This is a genomic window from Cyanobium sp. ATX-6F1 (assembly GCF_047395825.1).
Lineage (GTDB): Bacteria > Cyanobacteriota > Cyanobacteriia > PCC-6307 > Cyanobiaceae > ATX-6F1.
In genome coordinates this window covers 768,908-792,019 of the sequence record NZ_JBCEBF010000001.1, presented here as the reverse complement: position 1 = coordinate 792,019, position 23,112 = coordinate 768,908, and the positions used below count along the sequence as shown (strand labels likewise).

At 61.0% G+C, this 23,112-nt stretch carries 18 protein-coding genes and 2 pseudogenes; 16 read left to right on the top strand and 4 right to left on the bottom strand.

What is annotated here, in order from left to right:
• The 5 genes and pseudogenes from AAF143_RS04885 (at nt 1) to AAF143_RS04865 (ending at nt 6,510) form a co-directional block, all read left to right on the top strand.
• Nucleotides 1-3,072, top strand: coding sequence for a type I polyketide synthase (locus tag AAF143_RS04885; protein ID WP_414026574.1), 3,072 nt, complete (start codon nt 1-3; stop codon nt 3,070-3,072).
• Nucleotides 3,054-4,049 carry a polyketide synthase dehydratase domain-containing protein gene (locus AAF143_RS04880; protein WP_414026573.1) on the top strand — a complete coding sequence of 332 codons (996 nt, stop codon included), beginning with the start codon at nt 3,054-3,056 and terminating at the stop codon, nt 4,047-4,049. The genes AAF143_RS04885 and AAF143_RS04880 overlap by 19 nt, the downstream gene beginning before the upstream one ends.
• The gene (locus tag AAF143_RS04875) at nt 4,049-5,143 is read left to right on the top strand and encodes a zinc-binding dehydrogenase (RefSeq protein WP_414026572.1); all 1,095 of its coding nucleotides are present in this window, start codon (nt 4,049-4,051) and stop codon (nt 5,141-5,143) included. Before AAF143_RS04880 ends, AAF143_RS04875 begins: the two co-directional genes overlap by 1 nt.
• A pseudogene (locus tag AAF143_RS04870) lies at nt 5,026-5,774 on the top strand (SDR family NAD(P)-dependent oxidoreductase); the annotation flags it as partial. The gene AAF143_RS04875 and the pseudogene AAF143_RS04870, both read left to right, overlap by 118 nt.
• 271 nt (nt 5,775-6,045) lie before the next feature.
• Nucleotides 6,046-6,510, top strand: a complete 465-nt coding sequence (locus tag AAF143_RS04865; RefSeq protein ID WP_414026571.1) for an acyl carrier protein — start codon at nt 6,046-6,048, stop codon at nt 6,508-6,510.
• Here AAF143_RS04865 and AAF143_RS04860 read toward each other — a convergent pair.
• The 4 genes and pseudogenes from AAF143_RS04860 to AAF143_RS04845 all read right to left on the bottom strand — a co-directional run bounded on the left by AAF143_RS04860 (nt 6,507) and on the right by AAF143_RS04845 (nt 11,414).
• On the bottom strand, nt 6,507-8,066 hold the full coding sequence (locus tag AAF143_RS04860) for a hypothetical protein (RefSeq protein WP_414026570.1): 1,560 nt from the start codon (nt 8,064-8,066) through the stop codon (nt 6,507-6,509). The genes AAF143_RS04865 and AAF143_RS04860 overlap by 4 nt on opposite strands.
• A gap of 447 nt (nt 8,067-8,513) precedes the next feature.
• Nucleotides 8,514-9,680, bottom strand: a complete 1,167-nt coding sequence (locus AAF143_RS04855; protein WP_414026925.1) for a hypothetical protein — start codon at nt 9,678-9,680, stop codon at nt 8,514-8,516.
• Between the two features lie 237 nt (nt 9,681-9,917).
• Nucleotides 9,918-10,259 (bottom strand): annotated as a pseudogene (locus tag AAF143_RS04850) (Wzz/FepE/Etk N-terminal domain-containing protein); the annotation flags it as partial.
• A gap of 177 nt (nt 10,260-10,436) precedes the next feature.
• Nucleotides 10,437-11,414 carry a polysaccharide biosynthesis/export family protein gene (locus AAF143_RS04845; RefSeq protein ID WP_414026569.1) on the bottom strand — a complete coding sequence of 326 codons (978 nt, stop codon included), beginning with the start codon at nt 11,412-11,414 and terminating at the stop codon, nt 10,437-10,439.
• 323 nt (nt 11,415-11,737) lie between these two features.
• On the opposite strand from AAF143_RS04845, the gene AAF143_RS04840 reads away from it, so the two are divergent.
• The 11 genes from AAF143_RS04840 (at nt 11,738) to AAF143_RS04790 (ending at nt 22,791) form a co-directional block, all read left to right on the top strand.
• Nucleotides 11,738-11,992, top strand: coding sequence for a hypothetical protein (locus tag AAF143_RS04840; protein WP_255008487.1), 255 nt, complete (start codon nt 11,738-11,740; stop codon nt 11,990-11,992).
• A 23-nt stretch (nt 11,993-12,015) separates the two neighbouring features.
• Nucleotides 12,016-12,303, top strand: a complete 288-nt coding sequence (locus AAF143_RS04835) for a hypothetical protein (RefSeq protein WP_414026568.1) — start codon at nt 12,016-12,018, stop codon at nt 12,301-12,303.
• 54 nt (nt 12,304-12,357) lie between these two features.
• Entirely contained in the window at nt 12,358-13,128 is a 771-nt protein-coding gene (rfbF, locus tag AAF143_RS04830) for a glucose-1-phosphate cytidylyltransferase (RefSeq protein WP_255008483.1), read from the top strand.
• On the top strand, nt 13,128-14,207 hold the full coding sequence (gene rfbG, locus AAF143_RS04825; RefSeq protein ID WP_255008481.1) for a CDP-glucose 4,6-dehydratase: 1,080 nt from the start codon (nt 13,128-13,130) through the stop codon (nt 14,205-14,207). Before rfbF ends, rfbG begins: the two co-directional genes overlap by 1 nt.
• 60 nt (nt 14,208-14,267) lie before the next feature.
• Nucleotides 14,268-15,803: a lipopolysaccharide biosynthesis protein RfbH gene (rfbH, locus tag AAF143_RS04820; protein ID WP_255008479.1), complete on the top strand. Its 1,536-nt coding sequence runs from the start codon at nt 14,268-14,270 to the stop codon at nt 15,801-15,803.
• Nucleotides 15,800-17,563 carry a thiamine pyrophosphate-binding protein gene (locus tag AAF143_RS04815; protein ID WP_255008477.1) on the top strand — a complete coding sequence of 588 codons (1,764 nt, stop codon included), beginning with the start codon at nt 15,800-15,802 and terminating at the stop codon, nt 17,561-17,563. The genes rfbH and AAF143_RS04815 overlap by 4 nt, the downstream gene beginning before the upstream one ends.
• A 5-nt stretch (nt 17,564-17,568) precedes the next feature.
• A complete protein-coding gene (locus AAF143_RS04810) occupies nt 17,569-18,495 on the top strand; it encodes an NAD-dependent epimerase/dehydratase family protein (protein WP_255008475.1) in 927 nt (308 codons plus the stop codon).
• Nucleotides 18,496-18,726: 231 nt separating this feature from the next.
• Nucleotides 18,727-20,028: a hypothetical protein gene (locus AAF143_RS04805; RefSeq protein ID WP_255008473.1), complete on the top strand. Its 1,302-nt coding sequence runs from the start codon at nt 18,727-18,729 to the stop codon at nt 20,026-20,028.
• Nucleotides 20,025-20,708 (top strand): glycosyltransferase family 2 protein, encoded by a 684-nt coding sequence (locus tag AAF143_RS04800; RefSeq protein ID WP_414026892.1) that lies wholly within the window; start codon nt 20,025-20,027, stop codon nt 20,706-20,708. Before AAF143_RS04805 ends, AAF143_RS04800 begins: the two co-directional genes overlap by 4 nt.
• A gap of 534 nt (nt 20,709-21,242) precedes the next feature.
• The gene (locus AAF143_RS04795) at nt 21,243-21,866 is read left to right on the top strand and encodes a transposase (protein ID WP_409995634.1); all 624 of its coding nucleotides are present in this window, start codon (nt 21,243-21,245) and stop codon (nt 21,864-21,866) included.
• On the top strand, nt 21,757-22,791 hold the full coding sequence (locus tag AAF143_RS04790) for a transposase (protein ID WP_409995639.1): 1,035 nt from the start codon (nt 21,757-21,759) through the stop codon (nt 22,789-22,791). Before AAF143_RS04795 ends, AAF143_RS04790 begins: the two co-directional genes overlap by 110 nt.
• Nucleotides 22,792-23,112 lie beyond the last annotated feature (321 nt).

Sequence of the window (23,112 nt, the reverse complement as noted above, 5' to 3'; positions counted from 1 at the left end):
TTGAGCCGCCCCGAGCCCCGAGCCGCCTGCCCCCCAGAGCCGATCGCGATCGTTGGGATCGGCTGCCGCCTGCCGGGCGGAGTCGACTCTCCTGCCGATTTCTGGCAATTGCTGATCCAGGGCCGCGATGCGATCCGCGAGGTGCCGCCGGATCGTTGGGATCTGGCGCTCCATTTCGATCCCGATCCACAGCGGCCCCTGCATCAGCACGTGCGGCATGGGGGCTTCATCGAGGGAATCGACCAGTTCGATGCGGCCTTCTTCGGCATCTCACCCCGGGAGGCCATCTGCATGGATCCCCAGCAACGGCTGCTGCTCGAGGTGGCCTGGCGTGCTCTCGAAGATGGGGGTCAGCCGGTGGAGGCTTTGCGCGGCAAGGCGGTGGGAGTGTTCATCGGAATCTCCGCGGCGGATTACAGAAATCTGCTCTGGAGTTCCACCGAGAACTATGCCGTTCCCGATAACGAGCCCTTTGTGCTGCCGGGGAACTCCGGCTCGATCGCAGCGAATCGGCTCTCTTATTTCTTCGACTTCAAGGGTCCAAGCTTCGCCGTGGACACGGCCTGTTCCTCGTCGCTGGTGGCCGTGTATCTGGCCTGCGAGAGCCTGTGGAGGGGCGAGTCGGCTGCGGCCCTGGCGGGTGGCGTCCAGGCCCTGATCAGCCCTGGCAGCCAGATGGGGTTCTGCAAGGCCGGGCTGCTTTCCTCCGATGGCCGCTGCAAGAGTTTTGATGCCAGCGCCGATGGCTACGTGCGTTCCGAAGGGGCTGGAGCGGTGCTGCTCAAGCCTCTTTCGGCTGCCCTGGCCAATGGTGATGCGATCTATGCGCTGATTCACGGCACGGCGATCAATTCCGATGGCCGCAGCAACGGCATGGTGGCGCCCAATCTGCAGTCCCAGGTGGCCTGTGTCCGCCAGGCCTTCCAGCGCGCCGGCATCGATCCGGCCGCCACCCAGTACGTCGAAGCCCATGGCACGGGAACGCGCCAGGGGGACCCTGTGGAGCTGCAGGCCCTCGGCACCGTGCTCGGGGAAGGCCGGCCCCATGACCAGCCCTGCCGGGTGGGCTCGGTGAAGAGCAACCTCGGCCATGGCGAAACTGCGGCCGGGGTCACCGGCCTGATCAAGGCCGCCCTCTGCGTTCATCACCGCCAGCTTCCCGCCAGCCTCCATTTTCGCAACCCCAATCCCGGCATTGATTTCAGCGGGCTGAAGCTCAGGGTCCAGACCTCCCTGGAGCCGTTCCCGCAAGCGGATCGAGCGGTCGTGGTGGGGGTCAGTTCCTTCGGTTTTGGCGGCACCAATGCCCATGTCGTGCTGGGAGAGCCGCCCGAACCAGCGGCTGGGTTGAGTGCGCAGCCCCAGGCACCGAATCCACTGCCGCTTCAACTGCTCTGCCTCTCGGCCCACTCCGATGCGGCCTTACGGCAGAAAGCGAGCGACCTGGCCGGCTTGGTGCGTGAGCAGCCTGGTCTGTCCCTGGTGGATCTCTGCGCCACGGCCAACCAGAGGCGCAGTCAGCTGGCACGCCGACTGGTCTGCCTGGCCGCGAGTCACGCCGATTTGCAGCAGCAGCTCGATGGCTTCGCCGCGGGCGAGGAGCCCCTTGGGGTCATCTGGGGCCAGGCCTCACGGCGCCCCGGCAAGCTCGCCTTCCTGTTCACCGGCCAGGGATCCCAGACCCTGGGCATGGCTGAAGGGCTGCTGCGTCACCACCCTGTGTTCCAGGAGGCGTTCGAGGCCTGCACCCGCCTGATTGACCCGCTGCTGCCCCAGCCTCTGGCCGGGGTGCTCTACCCAGCTCCTGGCAGGGAAGAGGCCGCCGCCTCTGCCCTCAACCAGACCCGTTACACCCAACCGGCCCTGTTCGCCGTGGGCTATGCCCTCGCCCAGCTCTGGCTGAGCTGGGGCATCCGCCCAGACCTGCTGATGGGTCACAGCGTTGGGGAAGTGGTGGCCGCCCATCTCGCTGGGGTGTTCAGCCTGGAAGATGCCATCCGGCTGGTGGTGGCCCGGGGGCGTCTGATGCAGGAGCTGCCCCCCGGCGGTGGCATGGCGGCCCTGCTGGCCACGGCCGACCAGCTGGAGAGGTTGTTGCGGGAGCATCCCCAGCTCACGGTCGCCGCCAGCAACGGGCCCGCCAACTCCGTGCTCTCCGGTCCACTCAAGGCCTTGGATCGCTTGGAGCGCCAGGCCCAGGCGCAGGGGCTGGCGGTTCACCGCCTTGCGGTGAGCCATGCCTTCCATTCCCCGGCCATGGAACCGATGCTCGAGGCTTTCGAGCAGGAGCTGGCCCAGATTCGCTTCCAGCCCCCCTGTCAGCCTCTGGTGAGCAACCTCACGGGCCGCCTTGCCGGCGAGGAGATCGCCCATCCCTCCTATTGGTGTGATCACCTGATTCGTCCGGTGAAGTTTGCCAGGGGGATGGACTGCCTGGCAGCCCAGGGCGCCCAGACCTTCCTGGAGATCGGAGCCCGCCCCACCCTCACCGGCATGGGGCGCCAGTGTTTACAGGAACCGTCCCTGGCCTGGTGGCCCAGCCTGCGCCCCGGTCACGAGGACGTGCGCGTCATGCTCACCAGCCTGGCCCAGTTGCATCGACAGGGCCACCGGGTCGACTGGATCGGCTTCCACCAGCCTTTCCCCCACCGCTGGGTTGACTTGCCCGGTTACCCGTTCCAGCGCCAGCGGTTCTGGTGGCCCGTGTTCGGGCAGTCGAAGGAACCGGCCAGTCTCTGGCTGGATCAGATCCTGGGGTCCCCCGCTGAGGTGGCAGCTCGCAGCGGTGGCGTCTCGGCTGGATCCGCCCCCTGTCCAAATGACGACGGGCAGCTGAGGCGGCTCGACCTCCCCGGTGGTAGGGAGCAGCGCTTCGAGATCGTGCTCCATGGGGAGCGACAGGCCGACCTGGCCGACCACGCCCTGCGCCGCCAGGCGGTGTTCCCCGCCGCTGGCTTCCTGATCCTCGCCTTGCAGGAGCTCCAGAAGCAGGGAGACCCCTGGCCATTGAAGGGCTGGAGCTGGAGCGCAGCCTCAAGCTGCACGAGTCCCCGGTGCGCTTGCAGCTGGTGATCGCCGAGGGCCCCGCTTGCCAGGAGCTGGAGTTTCACAGTCTGGAGTGGCCCAAGGCCCACGCTGAGGGGGACGAGAAGCAGCCCCGGTGGAGCTTCCATGGCAGTGGCCGGCTGCCCGGTTCCGGCGATTGGAGCCCAGCCGCGCCCTTCGAGCCCTGCGAATGCCCCTCCACGGCCATGGCGGTTGAGCTGACGGGTTTCTACGCGGCTTTGGAGCGCATCGGACTGGTCTACGGCCCCAGCTTCCGTGGGGTGGTCGGGCTCAGGCAGGACCAAGGCCGGGCCTGGGCCGAACTGGCCCGCCCGCCGGGTGCCAGGGACTGGGCCCTGCTCGATGCCTGTCTCCAGGTGGTGGCGGCCACGATTGATCCGTCCGTGGCGGCCGGCCAGGTCTTCCTTCCCGTCGGCTTTGAGCGCGTTTGGTTGGCCCGGTTGCCGCTGCCGGATCGTTTGCAGGTCCAGGTGCGGCTGGTCGCCCATGACGACGCGGCTTTCGTGGAAGCTGAGCTGCTCCTGCTCGACCCGAGCCTGGCCGGACCGGAGGCTGTGATCGGCTGGATCGGTGGCTTCCGGCTGCGCCGGCTTCCCCGCCAGGCCCTCGATTGGCTGTTCCCCCTGCCGGAGGAGGCACGCTCTGGGGCCGACCATCCAGCGGATTGGCTGTATCAGAGCGTCTGGACGTGCTTGCCGGCGGAGCCCCAGGGGACACCACAGCGAGCGCCGGTTCGCCCGCCCCAGGTCTCCTGGCTGGTGGGTGCCAGCGAGGACCAGGCCGCTCCCTTCCTGGCCTGGGTGGCCCAGGAGGGTGGGGAGGTCGGCCGGCTTGGGCTGGGGGAGCCGGTGCCAGGTCCGGGCCCGGTGCTGTTCTGGCCGAACCTGCCCAGCCATTCTCTGCAGGAGGCGCTCGGGGCTCTGCTGGCCCTTGCCCAGCAACTTGGCAGCGACCCGAAACGCTCCCCCAGCCCCGCCGGGTGATGCTGGTGCTGGAGGGGGACGGCCCCGCCCAGGGAGCCCTTGGGGCCTTCAGCAGAACCGCTGCCCTCGAGCAGGGGCAGCTGAGCTGGAGCCAGCTCGGGCTGCCGGAGGATCGGGCCGAGGCTCCTGGAGCGAACGACTGGCCACGGCTTTGGGCGCTGCTCGAGCAGGAGGCGTCGATCAGCTGGCAGAACGGCGCCGCTCGGGTTGAGCGCTTGCTTCCCCTTCCGCCTGATCGTTTTCGCTGGGCGATTGGCTCGTTCGGAAGCCTCGAAACCCTGTGGGCGGAGCCCATGCCTGCCCAGGAACCGGCGCCTGGCGAGGTGCTGATCGCCGTGGCGGCCACCGGTCTCAACTTCCGTGATGTGCTCAATGCCCTCGGTCTGCTGCGGACCTACAGCCGTCAGCTGGGGCTCGACGAGGAAGCCCGGGTGCCCTTCGGGGGCGAGTGCGTCGGCCAGGTGGTGGCCTGCGGTGAGGCCGTGCCCCCTGGGTTGATCGGCCAGACGGTGGTGGCGGCCCTGGCGGTGGGCAGCCTGGCCAGCCATGTCTGCTGCCGGGCCGAGCTGGTGGTGCCGTTGCCGGCGGCCATGGACCCGGAGGTGGGCGCCAGTGTGACCACCGCCTTCCTCACCGCCCAGTACGGGCTGGTGGAGCTCGCTGGTCTGCAGCCCGGTGAAACGGTGCTGATCCATGCGGCAGCCGGCGGCGTGGGCCAGGCTGCACTGCAGGTGGCCCGCCAATGCGGAGCCCGCATCCTGGCCACGGCCAGCGCTCCCAAGCAGGAGCAACTTCTGGCCCAGGGAGTGGAAGCGGTGTTCGACTCCCGCAGCCTCGCCTTCGCCGAGCAGGTGCTGGAGCACACCGCTGGCCGCGGCGTCGATGTGGTGCTCAACAGCCTCAAGGGCGACGGGGTGGAGGCCGGCTTCCGCGCCCTGGCGACGGGGGGCGCTTCATCGAGCTCGGCAAGATCGAGATCTGGAGCCGCCATCAGGCGCTTGAACAGCGCCCCGATGCCCGCTATCTGCCCTTCGATCTGCTGGAGGTGGCGGCGGCGACGCCTGGGCTGGTCCGTGAGCTCCTGGTGCGGTTGATCGAGCAGCTCAGTAATGGCCAGCTCACACCGTTGCCAATCACCGTTTTCCCGAACGAGCGCAGCGTCGAGGCCTTCCGGCTGATGGCCCAGGCCCGCCACACCGGCAAGGTGGTGATCACCCAGCCCCCCAGGCCGTCGGCCTTGAGGGTCCATGGCGAAGGGGCCTACCTGGTCAGTGGTGCCCTGGGGGGCATCGGCCGGCAGTTGCTGCCCTGGCTCGTTGAGCAGGGGGCGAAGGAGTTGGTACTGGTGTCCCGCTCCACAGACGAGCCCCCACCGCCAGCCCGTGCCTTGATGGCGAGCCTGGAGCGCCAGGGGGTGCGACTGCATCGCTTGGCCCTCGATCTGGCGGCGGCGGATGCCGCCGATCGCTTGCGGCTGGGCCTTGGCGCGCTGGAGAGGCCGGTTCGAGGCTTTTCCATGCAGCTGGCCAACTGGATGACGGCCTGATCGAGCGCCAGACACCGGAGCGCCTGGCGGCGGCACTGGCCGTCAAATACAGCAGTTGGCTGGCCATCGAGGCGGCCCTTGCGGAGCAACCCCTCGACTTCGGCGTGGCCTTCTCCTCGATGGCTGCGCTGTTGGGTTCCCCGGGTCAGAGCGGCTATGGAGCAGCCAATGGGGCTCTCGATGGTGCCTGCCGGGCGGCCCGCAGCCATCGGCTGGCGATCCAGTGGGGGCCATGGGAGGGGGAGGGGATGGCAGCGGCCATGACTGGACGCGATCGCCAGAGGCTCAAGGCGCTGGGCGTGGGCCTGCTGCCAGCGGCGGGCTGCCTGGTGGCGATGGAGAGCCTGCTCGGCAGGGGCAGCTGCGGCAACGTGGCGGTGCTCAACATCAACTGGGAGCGACTGGTGCGCCAGGCTCCCCGGGGTCAGCGGACCTTGCTGGCGAGTCTGCTTGGCGCCGGCGCTGCTGGGGCGTCAGCGGCAGGCGACGCAGGCCCCCGCCCTTCTGGCCGTGCTGCAGGCCACCCCGGCGATGGAACGCCAGGCCGTGCTGCGAAGGTTTGTGCAGGAACAATTGGCGAAGGTGCTGGGCCTGGCCGAGGCGGAGCAGATCGATGCGTCCGAACCGCTCTTCAACATGGGGCTCGATTCGCTGATGGCGCTCGAGTTCAATGTGCTGCTGGAGAAAAATCTTGGCGTTTCGCTATCCGAATCGCTGGTCTTCGAGAAACCCACGGTGGATGATCTGGTGGATCACTTCCTTGTGGAGGTGCTATTTCTGACGGAGCCAGAGCCGCAGTCTCCAGACCCTGATCCGTTGGAAACGGTGGCTTCCAACCTCGCCTGGGATCAAAAGCTCGAAGCGGTTGCGGCGATGCCGATTGAGGATCTGGTGCGGCAACTGCGGGGTGATTAGAACGCCAGCAGTAGGCGTCCGCCGAAGCGCACCTGGCGGTTGCCCATCAGCTGGCCCATGTCCAGCAGGCCGGCAGCATTGCTCACGTAGAGATCAATGGCACCGCTGTCGCTGGCCAGCCAGCGCAGGGCGAGGGTGCCGTTGCTGGCGCTGAATTCGGAGCCCACGAGATTGAGTTCGGGGATCAGCTGGAAACTGCGACCCAGCTGCACATTGGCGCTCAGGCCCACACCCCAGGGAGAACTGACGCCACTCCAGGCGATCTTGGGGTTGAGGTTGAGAGCGAGCCACTTGGTCGCCTCCCAGGTGTTGATCGTCTCGAAGAACACATAGCCCTGATAGCTGTCGGGATCAAGGTTGCGGCCCACGGTGATGCGCCCGCCGGAAGAGAATGGCGCGCCGCGCAGCTGGTTGAACACAATCCCCTTGCCACCCCAGCGTTCGTTGTAGCCCCCGTCCGTGGCGTAGGTGCTGCTGAGGTCTGTGGCGGGGCGAATGTTGTTGAACACGCCGCCGCTGTATTGGAGTTGGAAGTCATTGGAGAGGGAATAGCCGGCGAAACCAAACAGATTGCCAAGGCTGTCGGCGTTGGCCCAGAGCTGGAGGGTGCCATCGGGTGGAACTTGAGCGATGTTCACCGTGAGGCCACCGAGGGCGAGGCTGCGCTGGCGGGCACTCATCTCCAGGGCAGTGGAATCAAGGGCGCCGGGGTTGTAGATGAAGCGGCCTGTGAAGCCGAGCTTGTTGTCGCTCGGGAGGGCCAGCAGGGCGGTGGCGGGGGTGGCACCCCAACCGTTGGTGACGGCCGCCTCCAAGGCGATGCGAGGGTTGATGGCGTAGTTCAACCCGGCGGTAAGGATCGGAACGCGCGAAAAACTGAGGTTGGCATCAAAGCTGTTGGTGCCAGGGCCCAGGGGCACGAGCCCCGAGCCAAACAGGGTGAGCTGGGGTGCCAACCGCCAGCTGGCGCCGGCCGCGAGGGTCAGGTTGGTGCCGTAGAAGGTGCCGGCGCCCCCTTTCCCCGCTCCCTGGGTGGGGGGCAGGAAGCTGGCCCCGGGGGTGACGGTGAACTGAAGCGTGCGGGTGGCCTGCCAGCTGATCGGCAGAGCGATTGAGCCCACCAGGTTGCGGGTGAACACCCGACGGCCACTGTTGTTGAAGATGTTGGGGCTGTAGCTGCGGTTGGTTTTGCAGCTGAAGGAATCGCAGCCGCCGCTGCCCACGTTGAATTGCTCCAGCGAGCCTCCCAGGCCCAGCTTCCAGCTCTGGCCTGCGGCCAGTTGCCACTGGAGGGCGGCGCCGAAGGCCTCCATGTAGTTGGCAGGCTGGGTGGAGATGTTGAAGGGTTGGCCCCGGCCGCTGATCAGGGCGTAGAGGGGGTCATCCGCCACTGAATAGAAGGCCGAGAACTGCAACCGATCGGTGACCCCGGCATCGAAACGGGCGTAGTAGTTCTGGTTGCCGGTGCCGCCGGCCTGGCCACCGCCGCCAAAGGGCGCCACCTGGCCGTAGCTGAACTGCCAGCTCTGCTCGGGTAACTGGTTGGCGGTGGGCACCGCCAGACCGAGGCGCAGCAGGGGAGGTAGTCGCTCGCTGTGATCGGTAAGATCTCCAGGAGGGCGTCGGCTTCGGCCTGGCTGGTGGGAGTCGTGCGGGGAGGAGTCGTTGGACCCCCTGGCTTCGCGACCGGGCCGGAGGCGGTGATGGGTGCCTCGGGGCCTGGAGGCCCAGGTTCCACTGCCATCCATTGGGGCGGTCGACTCGGAACGGAAGCTGTGCCTTCGACGGGTTGCCAGATGGGCCCCTGTCCCTGTCCACTGCTGGCGGCGCTGCTGGGTACCGGTAGGAATTGGGGACTTTGCCTGGGCTTGCCCTGGGAGGGGTCTGCCGAAGGGGCCAGAGGCTGCCAATTGGGCTGGGCCAGGGCCGAACCGGCCAGCAAGGGGGCGACCAAAACCAGGCAGCGGCTCAGGTGAAAAAAATAAGGACGCCCCCGGCGTTGATCAGCCATCGGCCGACCGAGAGGGTGTCAGCAGGATCAGGCCAGCGACGGGTTTACCCTGCAGCTCCAACTGCTGGCGCAACTTTGTCAGCTGCTCCCGGCCGATGGCCCCGGTGGCAGTGATCAACAGCTGGCGGTCGGCATGGCGGGCACTGACCAGGTCTGCGTTGGAGGTCACAACTGTGGAAGGCCCCTCGGGATTGAGCTGCTGCAGAACCCGTTGCAGGGCAAGGGCCAGATCCTTGGAGCTTTCCTGCACCGGGCCATCGCCGATCGGCACCAGGGCCAAGGTGCGAGAACCGTGGAGCGGACCTTCCGCCAGCAGGCTCAAGGAGGAGTCCCAGCCGCTTGAGGAATGGGCATCGAGTTCGGCCAGCAGGGGATAGGGAAGTTGCTGGAGAAGTTCGTCACGGCTGAATACCCGGCCGCTGCGGCGATCAACAACAAGGGCAGCCCCGGAACCCAGCACCAGGCCCGCCAGCAGTCCCAGGGCCAGGTTACGGCCCTTCTTCGGCGCGACAGGTTTGTCGAGCAACGTGGGCGTGGAGATCAACTCCCAGGGGTTGGTGCGGCGGGCTTTCTCGAGCTGCAACGCCTGCAATTGGCCGTCTAATTCGGCGAGAAGCTTTTCATCACGCAGGGCTTCACTGACCAGGGCCCTGTGTTGAAGGACGATTTCGCGGGGCCGCTCGAGGGATTGAAGGGCCGCTTCGGCCGTGGCCAATTGGCCGGCTACCAATCCAACGGTCTGTTGATTGATGTAACCGATCAATCCAACGCGTTCCCGTTGCAGCGCTTGGATCAATTCATCCTTTGGTTGGAGGAGTGCAGACTTTTGGATCAGGCGCGCCTCCAGTTCTTGGAGTTTGGAGTAGAGATCTTTGTTGGCCGCCAGTTGGGGGGCCTGATAAAGCACCCGGTTGCCTGAAGCCTTGGCGTCCAATAGTTGCTGGCGTAATAGATTCACCTGGTTCTGAGCTGCCTCACGGCTGCCTTCTACCGAATTGCTCGGCCCCCCTGATGCCGAGGAAGGCAAACTCGCAGAGGCCGAGGCGGGAAGGCCGTCTAAAAGACCAAGTCCATGGGTCAAGGCATAGGACTGGGCCCGTCGCATGGAGGCGTTGGCCCGGGAGCGGGCCAGGCCAACCTGCTGTTCGAGATAGCTCACCCCTTGGCTGAGGTCCCGTTGGCGATCGCGACCTGAATAGGCCTGGTAGGCTCTGGAAATTTTTTCGATGACTGGCAGTACCAGTGAGCGATCGGTGTCGCGGTAGGACAGATTCAGAACACTTGTTCCTTTTTCTAGTTTGACTGAGAGGTTCTTTTCTGCCCAAGTTGTGAAGTCCCAATCGTCCACATTTTGGCCGTTGCGTTCCTTGGTGGATCGGACGTGGTCATAAACGGGCTTGAGGACGGAAGGGCTCTCCAGTACCTTCACTTCGGTTTCGAGGGAATCAGTGCCCCCACCGCCTAAGCCAGCGAGGTTGGCGAGCATGGGATTGGCCGCGGCTAGCTGGGCGAGTTTGCCGCCTTGGCCCTGTTGTCTCGCCAAGACAATCTGAAAATTGCCCTCCCAGACAGGCTTTCGGGTCAACGTCCACAAACCCGCCAGCACCACCGTTCCGCCGACCACACCAGCCAAGATCTTCCAGCGCCGGGCCAGGGCGGCCCCCACTTGGCCGAGATCAATCTCGTCATCACTGGGCTGGGGGCCAGCGGGAGTTGCCGTTGCGGGAGCGGATGTCATTATTTGAAGATGCTGTAGACCGAATAGGCACCCACGAACGGTCCGGCGAACTCATTGAGCACTTCAATCGAGCCGGAGAGGGCCGAATCGTTGATTCGGATGATATCGCCAGCCATCAGCACGGGGTTGTTGGGGGCATCCAGGGGGGCGTTGGGGCTGTACTTGAACTGGCGCCGATCAATTTCGCCTTCGCGGGTGGAAGCGCACGAATTCCACCTTGCCGTGCAGCAGCTTGAGGCCGCCCGCACTCACGATCGCCTGGTTGAGGGAGGAGCCTTGGGGCAGGGTTGTTGGCCCCGGGATTTTGACCCGACCGCTCACATACACCTGAAGGAACTGGGGGCTGAGGTTGGTCTGGCCGGCCTTGAGCAGCTGCTCCCGCAGCACGATCGGGCTCTTACTCACATTCACCACATCACCATCGAAGAGGCGAATGTTCTGGGTTTCATCCCCTTCGGTGATCAGGGAAAGAAAATTCACCTGGGCCCTGACCTTGCCGCCGCCTGCACTGACCGGCTGACGGCGGGTCACGGTCACCTGGGAAAGATCGGAGTAGGGGGTGATCCCTTGGGCCGTGCGGATAGCGTCGAACAGGGTGGGGAAAAGAGTGAGACTGGAGGACCCTCCTGCAATTCCCCGCCTTGAGAGTGAGCGCTCAACGGTTTGAGCAGGACCCAAGGTTGCTTCTGTGGCTGAAGTTTCAGGACTCTCTACTTCTGGGTTTTGAACACCAGAAAGAGTAAAGAAACCTGGACGTTTCACCTCCCCTCCCACGTAGACGCGCACAGCCCGATAGCCCAGTGGCCGGATGTAGATCTCCGGCTTGCGCACATAGGCTTTGAACTGCTGGGTGAGGAAGTAGCGCAGCTCCTCGATGGTGAGGCCTTCCACATACAACGCCCGCAGCCTTGGCAGGTAGAGGGTGCCATCAGGGCCGATCGAGAAGCTGCCGCTGAATTCAGGGATGTCGAGCAGTTCGATCTGCAGCGTGTCTCCAGGACCCACGATGTAGGTGTCGTAGACGACCCGGCTGCGTTGGGGGCTGGCGGCTGCGCTGGGCACCGGCGCAGCCGGTGAAGGGATCGCCGCTGCCGCCAGCGAAGGCATGGATGGCGCGAGCAGTGCCAGAGGCGCGAGCAGGGCAATCAAGCGCAAGGTGAAGCGTGCGAAAGCTCAGTGGACTAAGCGTATGGCTTCTGGGACCGTGGCCAGGAAGCCAAGGTGCGCTTTGGTTTGTGGTGGAGCGGATGGCTTCTCTCGGTTTTCTGAGCTGATGGGCGCCGGATCGAACCGGCGCCTTCTGGCCTGATGCAGGGGCTTTCCCCAAACCTCAATGAATTGCCTTGGATGCCTGGCTTATGGTGTGGGGCTAAGAGTCTGAGATGGTCGAGCACAGCTCCCATCCTGAGCTGGAGGGCTTTTGGTGCCCACGGTTCGGCGAAGGTCGACTGGGTCCATACAGTTGCTGCGCTGTTGCCATGCGCACCACTTTGGACATTGAAGACGACTTGCTCGCCGCGGCCAAGGAGCTGGCGATGCGGCAAGGCACCTCGGCTGGGAAGGTCGTCTCCCGTTTGATCCGAGCTGCATTGTCTAGTCAAGTGACTGAGGCTGGGTCGGGAGGCATCACTCGATCCAGCTCTGTTGCTGGATTCAGACCCTTCAACGCAAGCACTCAGAAACTGGTTACCAACGAGCAGGTTGATCAGCTGCGTGATCAGGATGGAATTTGATGAGCGCATTGCTCGACATCAATGTGATCATCGCCCTGCTCGATCCTCGGCCTGTGGCGCATTTGGCAGAGCGCTTGGTAGAGGCCTGCGAAGACGCCAGTCATCAGTTTTGGTCTCAGGAGATCAGCCTGTTGCAGCACGGCCTCAATCGCTGGGACCTGCTCTTGGGACCCCTTCAGATCACCGATGCCTACCTACTGGAGCTTGACGCCGCCAAGGGAGGCCGATTTGTGAGCTTTGACCAGCGCATTAGCCTTGAACTGGTTCCAATGGCCAGCGAGGCCAATCTTTCTATCTCCAGGCTGGTCTGATCCTTCACCGCTGAATTCTCTGGCGGCTATACATTTGTTGCGCTAAGTATCACAGTGAAAGCCGTTATTCTCGCCGGGGGCTTAGGCACTCGCATCAGCGAAGAAACCCACCTCAAGCCCAAGCCGATGGTGGAAATCGGCGGCAAGCCGATCCTTTGGCACATCCTCAAAACCTACAGCCATCACGGCATCAACGAATTTGTAATCTGCTGTGGCTACAAGGGTTATGTGATCAAGGAGTATTTCGCCAACTACTTCCTTCACACGAGCGATGTCACCTTCCACATGGATCTCAACCACATGGAGGTGCACCGCCAGGCGGCCGAGCCGTGGAAGGTGACCTTGGTGGACACAGGAGAAGCCACGCTCACAGGTGGACGGCTCAAGCGGGTCAGGAATTACATCAACGATGAGTCGTTCTGCTTCACCTATGGCGACGGGGTTGCCGATGTCGACATCACAGCCTTGTTGGCTTTTCATCGCAGCCACGGCCTCGAGGCCACCCTTACGGCTGTACAGCCTCCGGGTCGCTTTGGTGCCCTGAACTTTAACGAGCAGAACATCGTTCATGGCTTTCAGGAAAAGCCCGAAGGAGATGGGGGCTGGATCAACGGCGGATACTTCGTGCTTGAGCCCTCAGTGATCGAGCGCATCACTGACGACCAGATAATCTGGGAGCAGGAGCCGCTGCGAAGCCTGGCTAAGGATGGGCAATTGGCGGCGTATAAGCACACAGGCTTCTGGCAGCCAATGGATACCCTGCGCGACCGGGTGAACTTGGAGGAGCTTTGGGAATCCCGCCACGCCCCTTGGAAAGTCTGGTGATGAACCCAGATTCAAGTTTTTGGCCTGGCAAGCGCGTCTTGCTCACGGGCCACACCGGTTTCAAGGGCAGTTGGCTGCTTATGTGGCTGGTGGAGCTTGGCGCTGAGGTGTGGGGCTATGCCCTGGAGGCCGAGCCGGCCCCCAACCTCTTTCGTGCGTTGCAGCCTGCCCTAAATGGGAGGTTTCTTCACCTTGAGTCTGATCTGACCGATCGGGAGGTCCTCAGCCAATGGGTGCAGGAGGCCCAACCGGAGATCGTGCTGCACCTGGCCGCCCAGCCCTTGGTGCGACGCAGCTATCTCGATCCCCTGGGCACCTGGGCCACCAATGTGATGGGCTCCCTCCACCTGCTGGAGGCGCTCAAGCCTTTATCCCATCCCTGTGCCGTGGTGATGGTGACCACTGATAAGGTCTATCAGAACCAAGAGTGGCTCTACGGCTACCGCGAGAACGACCCCTTGGGCGGCCACGACCCTTACAGCGCGAGCAAGGCCGGCGCTGAGATCGCCATCGCCAGCTGGCGGGCCAGCTTCTGCGGCACGGCGCCCCATCAGAGCAACCACTTGCGTATCGCCACGGCCCGGGCCGGCAACGTGATCGGCGGAGGCGACTGGGCCGCGGATCGGATCGTGCCCGATGCCATGCGCGCCCTGGCGGCAGGAGAGCCCATCGCCGTGCGCAACCCTGGCGCCACCCGCCCCTGGCAGCACGTGCTGGAGCCGCTCGGTGGCTACCTGCAGCTGGCCGAGCGCCTGGCCACCAGCTCAGAACCTCCGGTAGAGGCCTTCAATTTTGGCCCCACCCTGGCCAGTAATCGCCCTGTGCGGGAGCTGGTGGAATCGATCCTCGAGCACTGGAATGGCCGCTGGGTGGACCAGGGCGATCCAGCGGCGGTCCATGAGGCCAACCTGCTGCACCTCCAAATCGACAAGGCCCATCACCAGCTTGGCTGGAGGCCGCGTTGGGACTTCGCCCAGACGATCGAGCGCACCGTGGGCTGGTATCGCTCCGTCCACGCTGGATCCGATCCAACGGGGTGTTGCCGGGCCGACATCGAGGCCTACGCCCGCTCCGCTTAGCGTCGCCCCCTTTACAGGCTTCCCTTCCCGCTCATTCCTGTCAACGCCGTACTCCTTTCGATGCCACCCACCCCCCAGGCGCTCAAAGCGCAGATCCTCGACCTTACCCGGGAGTACGCCCTCCAGGTGCATGCCTCCTTTCGCCCAGCTTCTGATCCGTTGCGACCCAGCAGCAACGGCAGCGGTCCGATCCCCTACGCGGGGCGTGTGTTCACAGAAGACGAGGTTGAGGCGGCGGTCTCGAGCACGCTGGATTTCTGGCTGACGCTAGGCAAGGAAGGCGAGGCCTTCCAGAACGAACTGGCGGCCTTTCTGGGGGTGCGGGCCTGCCTGGCAGTGAACTCAGGATCGTCGGCGAACCTGCTGGCTCTCTCGGCACTCACATCCCACCTGCTGCCCACCGAGCGGCGCTTGAAGCCGGGCGATGAGGTGATCACCTGCGCCGCCGGCTTCCCTACCACCGTCACGCCGATCCTGCAGAACGGTTGTGTACCGGTGTTTGTCGACAATGATCCGAGCACTTCTAATGTGCGGGTCGACCAGCTGGAGATGGCCTACAGCCCTGGCAAATCGAAGGCGGTGATGCTGGCCCATGCCCTGGGGAATCCCTTCGATCTAGGAGCTGTGCTGGCCTTCTGCCGCAGGCACAACCTCTGGCTTGTCGAAGACAATTGCGATGCCCTGGGATGCAGCTATTCGATGCCCCGGGTGCTGGCGGAATCCCTGGGCATTTCTGAGAACAGCCCAGGCCTCGATGAGGGCCCCGATCGGGTGGCGCGCTGGACGGGGACATGGGGCGATCTGAGTACCCAGAGCTTTTACCCGCCCCATCACCTCACCATGGGCGAGGGCGGCTCAGTCAACATTGTGAGCAGTGCCCTGCTGCGGCGCATCGTTGAGAGCCTGCGCGATTGGGGTCGTGATTGCTGGTGCCCCAGCGGTAAGGACGACACCTGCAACAAGCGCTACGACTGGCAGTTGGGGGAACTACCCAAGGGATATGACCATAAGTACATCTATTCCCACTTCGGCTACAACCTCAAACCTCTCGATCCGCAGGCGGCCATCGGAAGGGTGCAGTTGCGCCGTTTGCCTGCCTTCATTGAGGCCCGTAAGCGCAACTGGGAGCGCCTGCGCAGGGGGCTGGATGGGTTGTCGGAGGTGCTGAGTTTCTCCCTGCCCACCCATGCCACGGGTTACGCGGCCACTACAGGTGACTGCAGCTGGGATGCCAGCGAATGCCGCACGGACTGTAGTTGGTTTGGTTTCCTGCTCCTCGTGAAGGCCGAGGCGCCTTTCAGCAGCTCTGATATGGGCCGGTATCTGGCGGAGCAGGGCGTGGGCACCCGCATGCTGTTTGGCGGCAACCTGCTAAGGCAGCCTGCCTTTGTGCAGCTGCGGAAAGATCGCCCCGAGGCCATGCGGTTGGCGGTGGACGAATTGCCCGGAGCCGATCAGTTGATGCAGCAGGCCTTGTTCCTCGGTACCTATCCAGGACTCACCGAGGAGATGATCGATCGGGAGATTGGGATCATCCATGCCTTCGTCGCAGAGCGAGCCGGTGCGGCTGGAGTCATGGCTGGGACATATGTATGAAGGCCTCTGATTTCGTCGCCCGATATCTCGAAGCAAGAGGTGTGACCCATACCTTCGAGCTGGTGGGTGGCATGATCACCCACCTGCTGGATTCCCTGAGCCGCACTACTGCTATTCAGATTGTTTCCTGCCATCACGAGCAAGGAGCGGGCTTCTCCGCCGAAGGCTTTGCGCGGGTGAGTGGCGTTCCCGGTGTTGCCCTGGCCACCAGTGGCCCGGGCGCCACCAATCTGCTCACATCCATCGGTAGCTGTTACTTCGATTCAACGCCGGCGGTATTCATCACTGGGCAGGTGAACACCCATGAGCTGAAAGCTGAAACCGGTGTCCGGCAGCTGGGTTTTCAGGAGACCGATATCGTGACTATGGCCCGTCCGATCTGTAAGTGGGCCGTTCAAGTGAGGCAGGCGGCTGATCTGCCAAGTGTTCTGGTGACTGCCTTTGAGGTTGCCTTGGAGGGTCGTCAGGGCCCCTGCCTGGTAGACATTCCGATGAATGTCCAGGCAGAAAATATCCCGCCAGAACTTGCTGATCTAGCCATTGAGCAGGCACGCCAATGGATCGCTCCCACTCCGGCTTTTTCTACCCAGGAAGGTGTTTTGGCAGGCCGAGTGGCTGATCTTCTCGAGGCCATTGCCCGAGCCGAGCGACCACTGTTACTCCTCGGAGGTGGTGCTTCGAGCTTTCAAAACAGAGAGGCAGCCAGACGAATCAGCGCCCATCTGGCCATTCCCGTGGTGCTCTCGCTGATGGCCGTGGATGTGCTCGGCCCCAGCGATCCCCAGCGGGTGGGCTTTATCGGGTCCTATGGCAATCGGTGGGCTAACAAGATCCTGGGGGAGGCGGACCTGCTGGTGGTGGTCGGCAGCCGCCTAGACATTCGCCAAACCGGGGCTGACCTGGAGAGCTTTTGTGAGGGCAAGCAGATCTGGCAGGTGGATGTGGATACCGCAGAGATCGGAGTACGCATCAAACCCCAGCAGGCTGTTCAGGCAAGCATTGCTGAGTTGGCCGCTGCAATGACGCGGGCCACTCCCCAGCCACCCCTTGGTTCAACCCCTCTGGCCTGGCAGCATCGGATCACCAGCCTTCGTCAACAGTTCCCCGCAGAGTTGGAGTTCCAGGCTGGAGAAAATGAGATCAATCCGGTCTCTTTGCTTCAGGAACTTTGTGGAGCCAAGTCTGAGAATCGAACGCTCTATGTCACCGACGTAGGCCAGCATCAGATGTGGGCCGCTCAGAGCCTTGCTTTCTATCGGGGTGATCGCTTTCTCACCTCTGGTGGCATGGGGGCGATGGGCTTTGGTCTTCCTGCAGCGATCGGTGCGGCGATGGCGGCACCTGATGCGTGTACCATTCTTGTGAGCGGCGATGGCAGCTTCCAGCTCAATCTGCAGGAGCTGGAAACTTTGTTCCGCAACCAACTTAATCTCAAAATTCTGCTGTTCAACAACAGCTGTCATGGAATGGTGCGCCAGTTCCAGGAGTCGTATTTCGGCGATAATTTGCAATCCACGGTGACCGGCTATTCGGCACCGGATTTCGTCGCTGTGGCTGGGGCCTATGGAATTCCAGCACAGCGTCTCGACCAATCCAATCTCACCCAGGAAGCTTTGGCGGGGATGCTGCGTGAGCCAGGGCCTTATTTGCTTGAGGTGACTCTGTCCCAGGTCAGCAAGGTGTATCCAAAGCTGGCTTTCGGTAGGCGCTTTGGCGAGATGGAACCGGAGTCAAGCCCTTTGTCGATGGAGTCCACCTGATCGGCATGGAGGGCTTGATCGCGGTCACTGGCGCCACAGGATGGTTTGGCCGTACGGCGATCGATGAACTTCAGAAAATTTTCTCTCCTGAGGAATTCAAGCTCCGTGTCCGAGCCTTTGCCAGCCGGGCGGGTAGCTTGCAACTTCCCGGAGGATTCAGTCTCCCAGTGCAACCGCTGGAGGCGTTGCCAATGCTGGCGAGGCAAGAGACCATAGGGGGCATCTTGCACTGTGCCTTCCTGACCCCTGACCGCTTGCAAGAAGTGGGGGAAGAGGCGTATGTTTCAACCAATCGCCAGATCACAGAGTGGGTGGTCAAGGCTTTGGAGGCGAGTCCATCGACACGTGTCGTGGAGATCTCCTCTGGCGCTGCCAAGTTGGTGGAAAATGAATATGTTGAAGGCAACGGTCGTCTTTCCACTGCTCAGAGGCTTTACGGAAGCTTAAAGCTTGAAGAAGAGCGGCTGTTAGTTTCGATCGCACCCACGATGGTGTTGCGGATCTATGCCTTGAGCGGCCGCTGGATGCGTGATCCGAAGAAGTATGCTTTAGGTGACTTTTTGCTGCAAGCCGCTGCGGGAAAGAGGATCGTCGTTAAGTCCAGCCATCCGGTGATAAGGGGGTATGGGAATGCGGGAGATATCGCGAAGCTCTCAATAGGCTGGCTTTTTATTGAGGACACTCCTCCTTTGAGCCCGGTGGCCACGGTCAATGCAGTAGTGGATTTGGCAAACCTTGCAGAAATTGTTTCCAATTGCTTTAATCTGCCCGCTCCAATTCTACACGTCGATCCAGATTCAAAGCCAGATATTTATAGCGCTAGTAGTGTGGCTTATCGTAGCCTTGCTAATGTATTTCGAGTCAATCTATGCTCAATCGAAGGCCAAGTTATCGATTCGGCGGTTGCAATGAGTATACTGCGCGCGGCTTGATTTAGTTTTTTATACTTTGCTGCATGCATTTTTTATGCAAGATTACTTCAATGGTGAATCTTGGCTAGACACCAATCTTCTGTTGGCACGCGCTGTTCTCGCATAGAGCCTGCTTCAATTTGTGTAGAATGAGTATCCTTTATGGACAGTGCAATTCATGGAATTTTTCTTTGAGTTTTAGTTTGAAATCCTTCTCTAGACTCACTGTGGCCCAGCAAGGTTGAGGCAGAGATGAATCGCAATGTTATCAATACTCTTGTCTTAAGGGGGTGGAGTTTCCTTTCTGGCATTCTAGCCTTCTTGGCGATTCCATTTTTTCTTGATACTGTTGAGCAGGGTTATTATTTTACCTTCTACTCGTTGATCGCGCTTCAGGTTTTCTTCGAATTAGGCTTGGGTCAGGTATTGATATATATCTTTTCGGCTCAGCATGCAAGCCAAAGCGACGGCAAGCCTAGAAATAATCCTGATGACAATTCACAGTTTGCAACTCTATTGTCAACCCGATTAGTGTATCGGGCGATGGCGCTTGGATTCTTTGTTGTAAGTACTACGGTTGGCTTTGTTTTCTTCTCTAAGAGTAGTCACTCATCGGTAGATTGGATGGCGCCATGGTTGATGCTCTCAGCGGCCACGGCGTGGAATCTAGCTCAAAGTGGAAAGCTCACTTACCTTGAGGCAATAGGCTGCATGGCTGATGTGTCAGCGATGAGAACTAAGCAGAGCATCTTTGGGAGTCTATTCTTTCTATTGGCGCTGAGTTCTGGGCTCAAGCTTTGGGCTGCCGTTGCCATTCCTTTGACCGCCGCGATGTTTTCTACTTATTGGCTTTATCAGCATCCTCTAGCGGCGCCCTATCGAAAGATGCGTCAAGGAAGTTCGCTTGCAAGGCGGGATTTATTGGCACTATGGAAGGTCAAAATCTTCCCGATGCAATGGAAGATTTCGCTCAGCTGGATCAGTGGATACTTCATCTTTCAGCTATTTACACCGATTGCATTCAGATCTTTTGGGCCAGCAGTCGCTGGAAGGCTTGGTTTGATTATGAATGTCATGAGTTCATTACTTGTTGTAGGCAGCACGTTCACAACGGCGCTGGCGCCAGACTTTGCAAAAATGATTGCCAATGGAGAGTTTATCTCATTAGATTGTCTATTTTTTCGAAGTCTTCGATTGTCAATAATATCTCTAGTTCTAGTGACACAAGGCGCAGCCCTAGGGGCATTGTTTGGAGTGCAGCAATGGCCAATCTTAGCCACTAGAATCCTTGACCCAGTTGACATCTGGCTAATTGCTACTGCAACGCTGTTTATTGGCATCACGTATTGCTTGTCGATTTATCTGCGTGCTCACAGAGATGAGCCACTTTTAATGGTATCTATCTTTACCGCATTGGCCATGCTGCCGGTATTAATTATTGGCAGCAGGATGAATCTGAGCACAATGCTTCTTGGCTATTCAGTTGTAAGTTTGATGTCTTGTTTCTTCGCATTTCGGGTGTTCAAGATAGTGAAGGCATCTCATTTGGCATGAGTCATAAAAAGCTTCTGACAATTCTAGTTCCCACTTTTAATCGGCTTGGCTTTCTTGTTCGGCTTTTATCTTCCCTTGAGTCAGAGCTTTGCGGACTTGAGGCTGATGTTCATCTTGTAATCGGTGATAATGGTAGTAATGATGGCACTGCAGAGTTTGTCAAAAACTTTTTGGCCAAGAATCCTTTTGTGTCTTCATTTAGATTAGAATCCAATATTGGCCCAGATCGAATTTTTCTAGAGTTGTTTTCTAGGGTCAAGACCCACTATTTTTGGATAATTAGCGATGATGATATGCCGCGCCAAGGATTAATCGGAAAGCTACTGCAAAAGCTATATACAATTCGCCCAACACTTCTATATTTAGAATCTTATTGGGCGCCAAATATTTACGAGATCTCCATGCCAAGGCTTCAGGAGCTCGAGTTGGAGTCGTTCGAGATGCTTGACTATGCTCGAAAGATAAACATAAGGACTACTTTTGTAAGCTCTTGGGTTGTTAATTCTTTGTCAATGCGTTCTAGGGGGTTGGACTCGTTCAGATTGAAGAAGGTTTGGGTACGTCTCTTATTCAATTGGGATGGATTCTTCCATTACTTTGCCGAGCCTCTGTTCTTATTGCATCCAAGGAGCCTTGTGTGTTTGCTACTTTGGGCAATAGCGGAGGGTATCAGCAGCTAAGGACTTTTGGGGTCAATTATCCAAAATTTGTTCAAGAGAGCACACGAGGCAATCGAAAGTTAGAGTTGGCTCTAATTACTACCTATCTGTATTCATATCTGCCTAGGGTTATCTACTCTTCTCGTCGTGGTGCGACCGTATTTCAGGGAATGCAATCAGAGCGTCATGCTTTGCTGAATTTGATTCCGGCCCTATATCGTTACCCAGTTTTCTGGATAACATGCTTCCCCCTTCTTCTGATGCCAAGGCCTTGGCTGCGTTTCTTCCATTCGGCATTGGGGTATTTCAGAAGTGCGATTTGAGACATGGCTGATACATAAATATTTATGTTTCTGTATTGGCCGATATTTTTTGAAGTGTTTAGCATTAGGGCAGGCCAATTTATAAGCGAGCTGATTGAGTTTTAGTGGATGGATTCGCCAGGAACCCACTTGGAGCTTGTCGCACATAGATCAGCGCCCAGCCTCTCCACAGACGGCCCTGAATCTGCCCAGATCCCTGTGACAGCAGCGGCTCTGGGCGGGAGAATGGGTCATGGTCAGGCCCAAATCCTTCCGTCCATGGAACCCCGAGCAGACGCTGCTGCTGCCACCCTCACCGGTGGATTGGCTTCCAGAGAATAGCCTGGTGTTTTTCCTGTTGGATCTGGCCGCTGAGCTGGATCTCGAGGCGATCCACGCCGTCTACCGCCAGAAGGATCCTCGGGGCGAAAAGGCCTATGAGCCCCGAATGATTGTGGTGCTGCTCCTGTATGCCTACTGCGTCGGGCTGCCCAGCTCCCGCAAGATTGAGAAGACTTGCTGGGAGGACGCCGCCTTCCGGGTCCTGACCGGCAACCAGCAACCCGACCACAGCCGTTACTGCTACGCAGAAGCCTTACGGCTACAGCGATTTTCGCCGGCGCCATCTCACGGCTTTGGCCGGCTTGTTTGTTCAGGTGCTGCGGCTGTGCCAGAAGGCGGGGCTGGTGAGCTTGGGTCATGTGGCGCTGGATGGCACCAAGGTCAAAGCCAACGCCAGCAAGCACAAGGCCATGAGTCACGAGCGGATGCTCAGGAGCGAGAAGCAGCTGGAAGCCGAAATGCGGGCGCTGCTGCGCAAGGCAGAGATCATCGACGCCCAGGAAGACGGCCAGTACGGCAAAGAGAAGCGGGGTGATGAACTTCCTGAGGAGCTGCAGCGGCGCAGCAGCCGGCTGGAGTGGATCCGCAAGGCCAAGGCTGAGCTGGAGGCCGAGGCGGCAGCAAGCAAGGCTCGCCAACACACAGAGCAGGCTGAGGAAGCAGAGCAGAAAGCAACCGAGGCTGAGGCCAGTAGCGATGCCCAGGCCAGCAAGCGCGCGGCACGGCGTGCTCGTGGTGCCCGCAAACGGGCGGATGACGCCCAGAAGTTGGCGATAGAGAACGCAGAGGTTGCTGGACTCGCCTCACCGGTCACAGCCGCAGAAGCCGATCCCATGGCGATGCCGCACCGCCATCTCCCCACCGATGCGACGGGCAATCCCAAGCCCCAGGCTCAGAGGAACTTTTCGGACCCCGACAGCCACATCCTCAAGGGCAGTGATGGCTGGATCCAGGGCTACAACGCCCAGGCCGCCGTCGATGGTGATCACCAGGTGATCGTGGCCATCGGCGTCAGCAACCAGGCCAGCGATGCGGTGCATCTGATGCCCATGCTGGAGCGGATCAAGGCCAACACCGGTAAGTTGCCCGCCGCGCTGACGGCAGACGCGGGTTACTGCAGCAGCGCCAACCTGGAGGCATGCGAGCAGATCGGACTCAAGGCCTACATCTCCACCAGCCGGCAGCAGCACGGCCACAGATCCAGGCCATCACGGGGCAGACCACCGAAAGATCTCGATGCCCGTGGCCGGATGGATCGCAAGCTCAGCTCCAAAGCAGGGCAGGCGGTCTACGCCTTGCGCAAGTCGGTGGTCGAGCCGGTGTTTGGCCAGATCAAGGGGGCCAGGCGGTTGGATCGGTTCTGGTTGCGGGGCCTGGAGCAGGTGAATGGGGAATGGGCCCTGATGGCTACCACCCACAACATCCTCAAGTTGTTCAGGGTGGTGGTGGCGAGGGCCTGAGGTCCCCCTCAATGCGGCTGGCTTTTTGGCCAATCAATTCGCTGAACCACCAGCCGCTGTGTCAGGCCTTGGTCGGGCTCAACGTGCGACACGCTCCTAGGCCTTGGCTTCCGCGAAGCGGTTGCTGGAGCGGACCCTGGCCAACACCAGCCAGTTGCCAGTGGTGCTCACGGCAGACGCAGGTTACTGCAGCACCTTGAATCTTAAGGCCTGTGGGCAGCGCGGGCTGAATGCCTACATCTCCACCAGCCGGCAGCAGCACAGCCACAGATCCAGGCCATCACGGGGCAGACCACCGAAAGATCTCGATGCCCGTGGCCG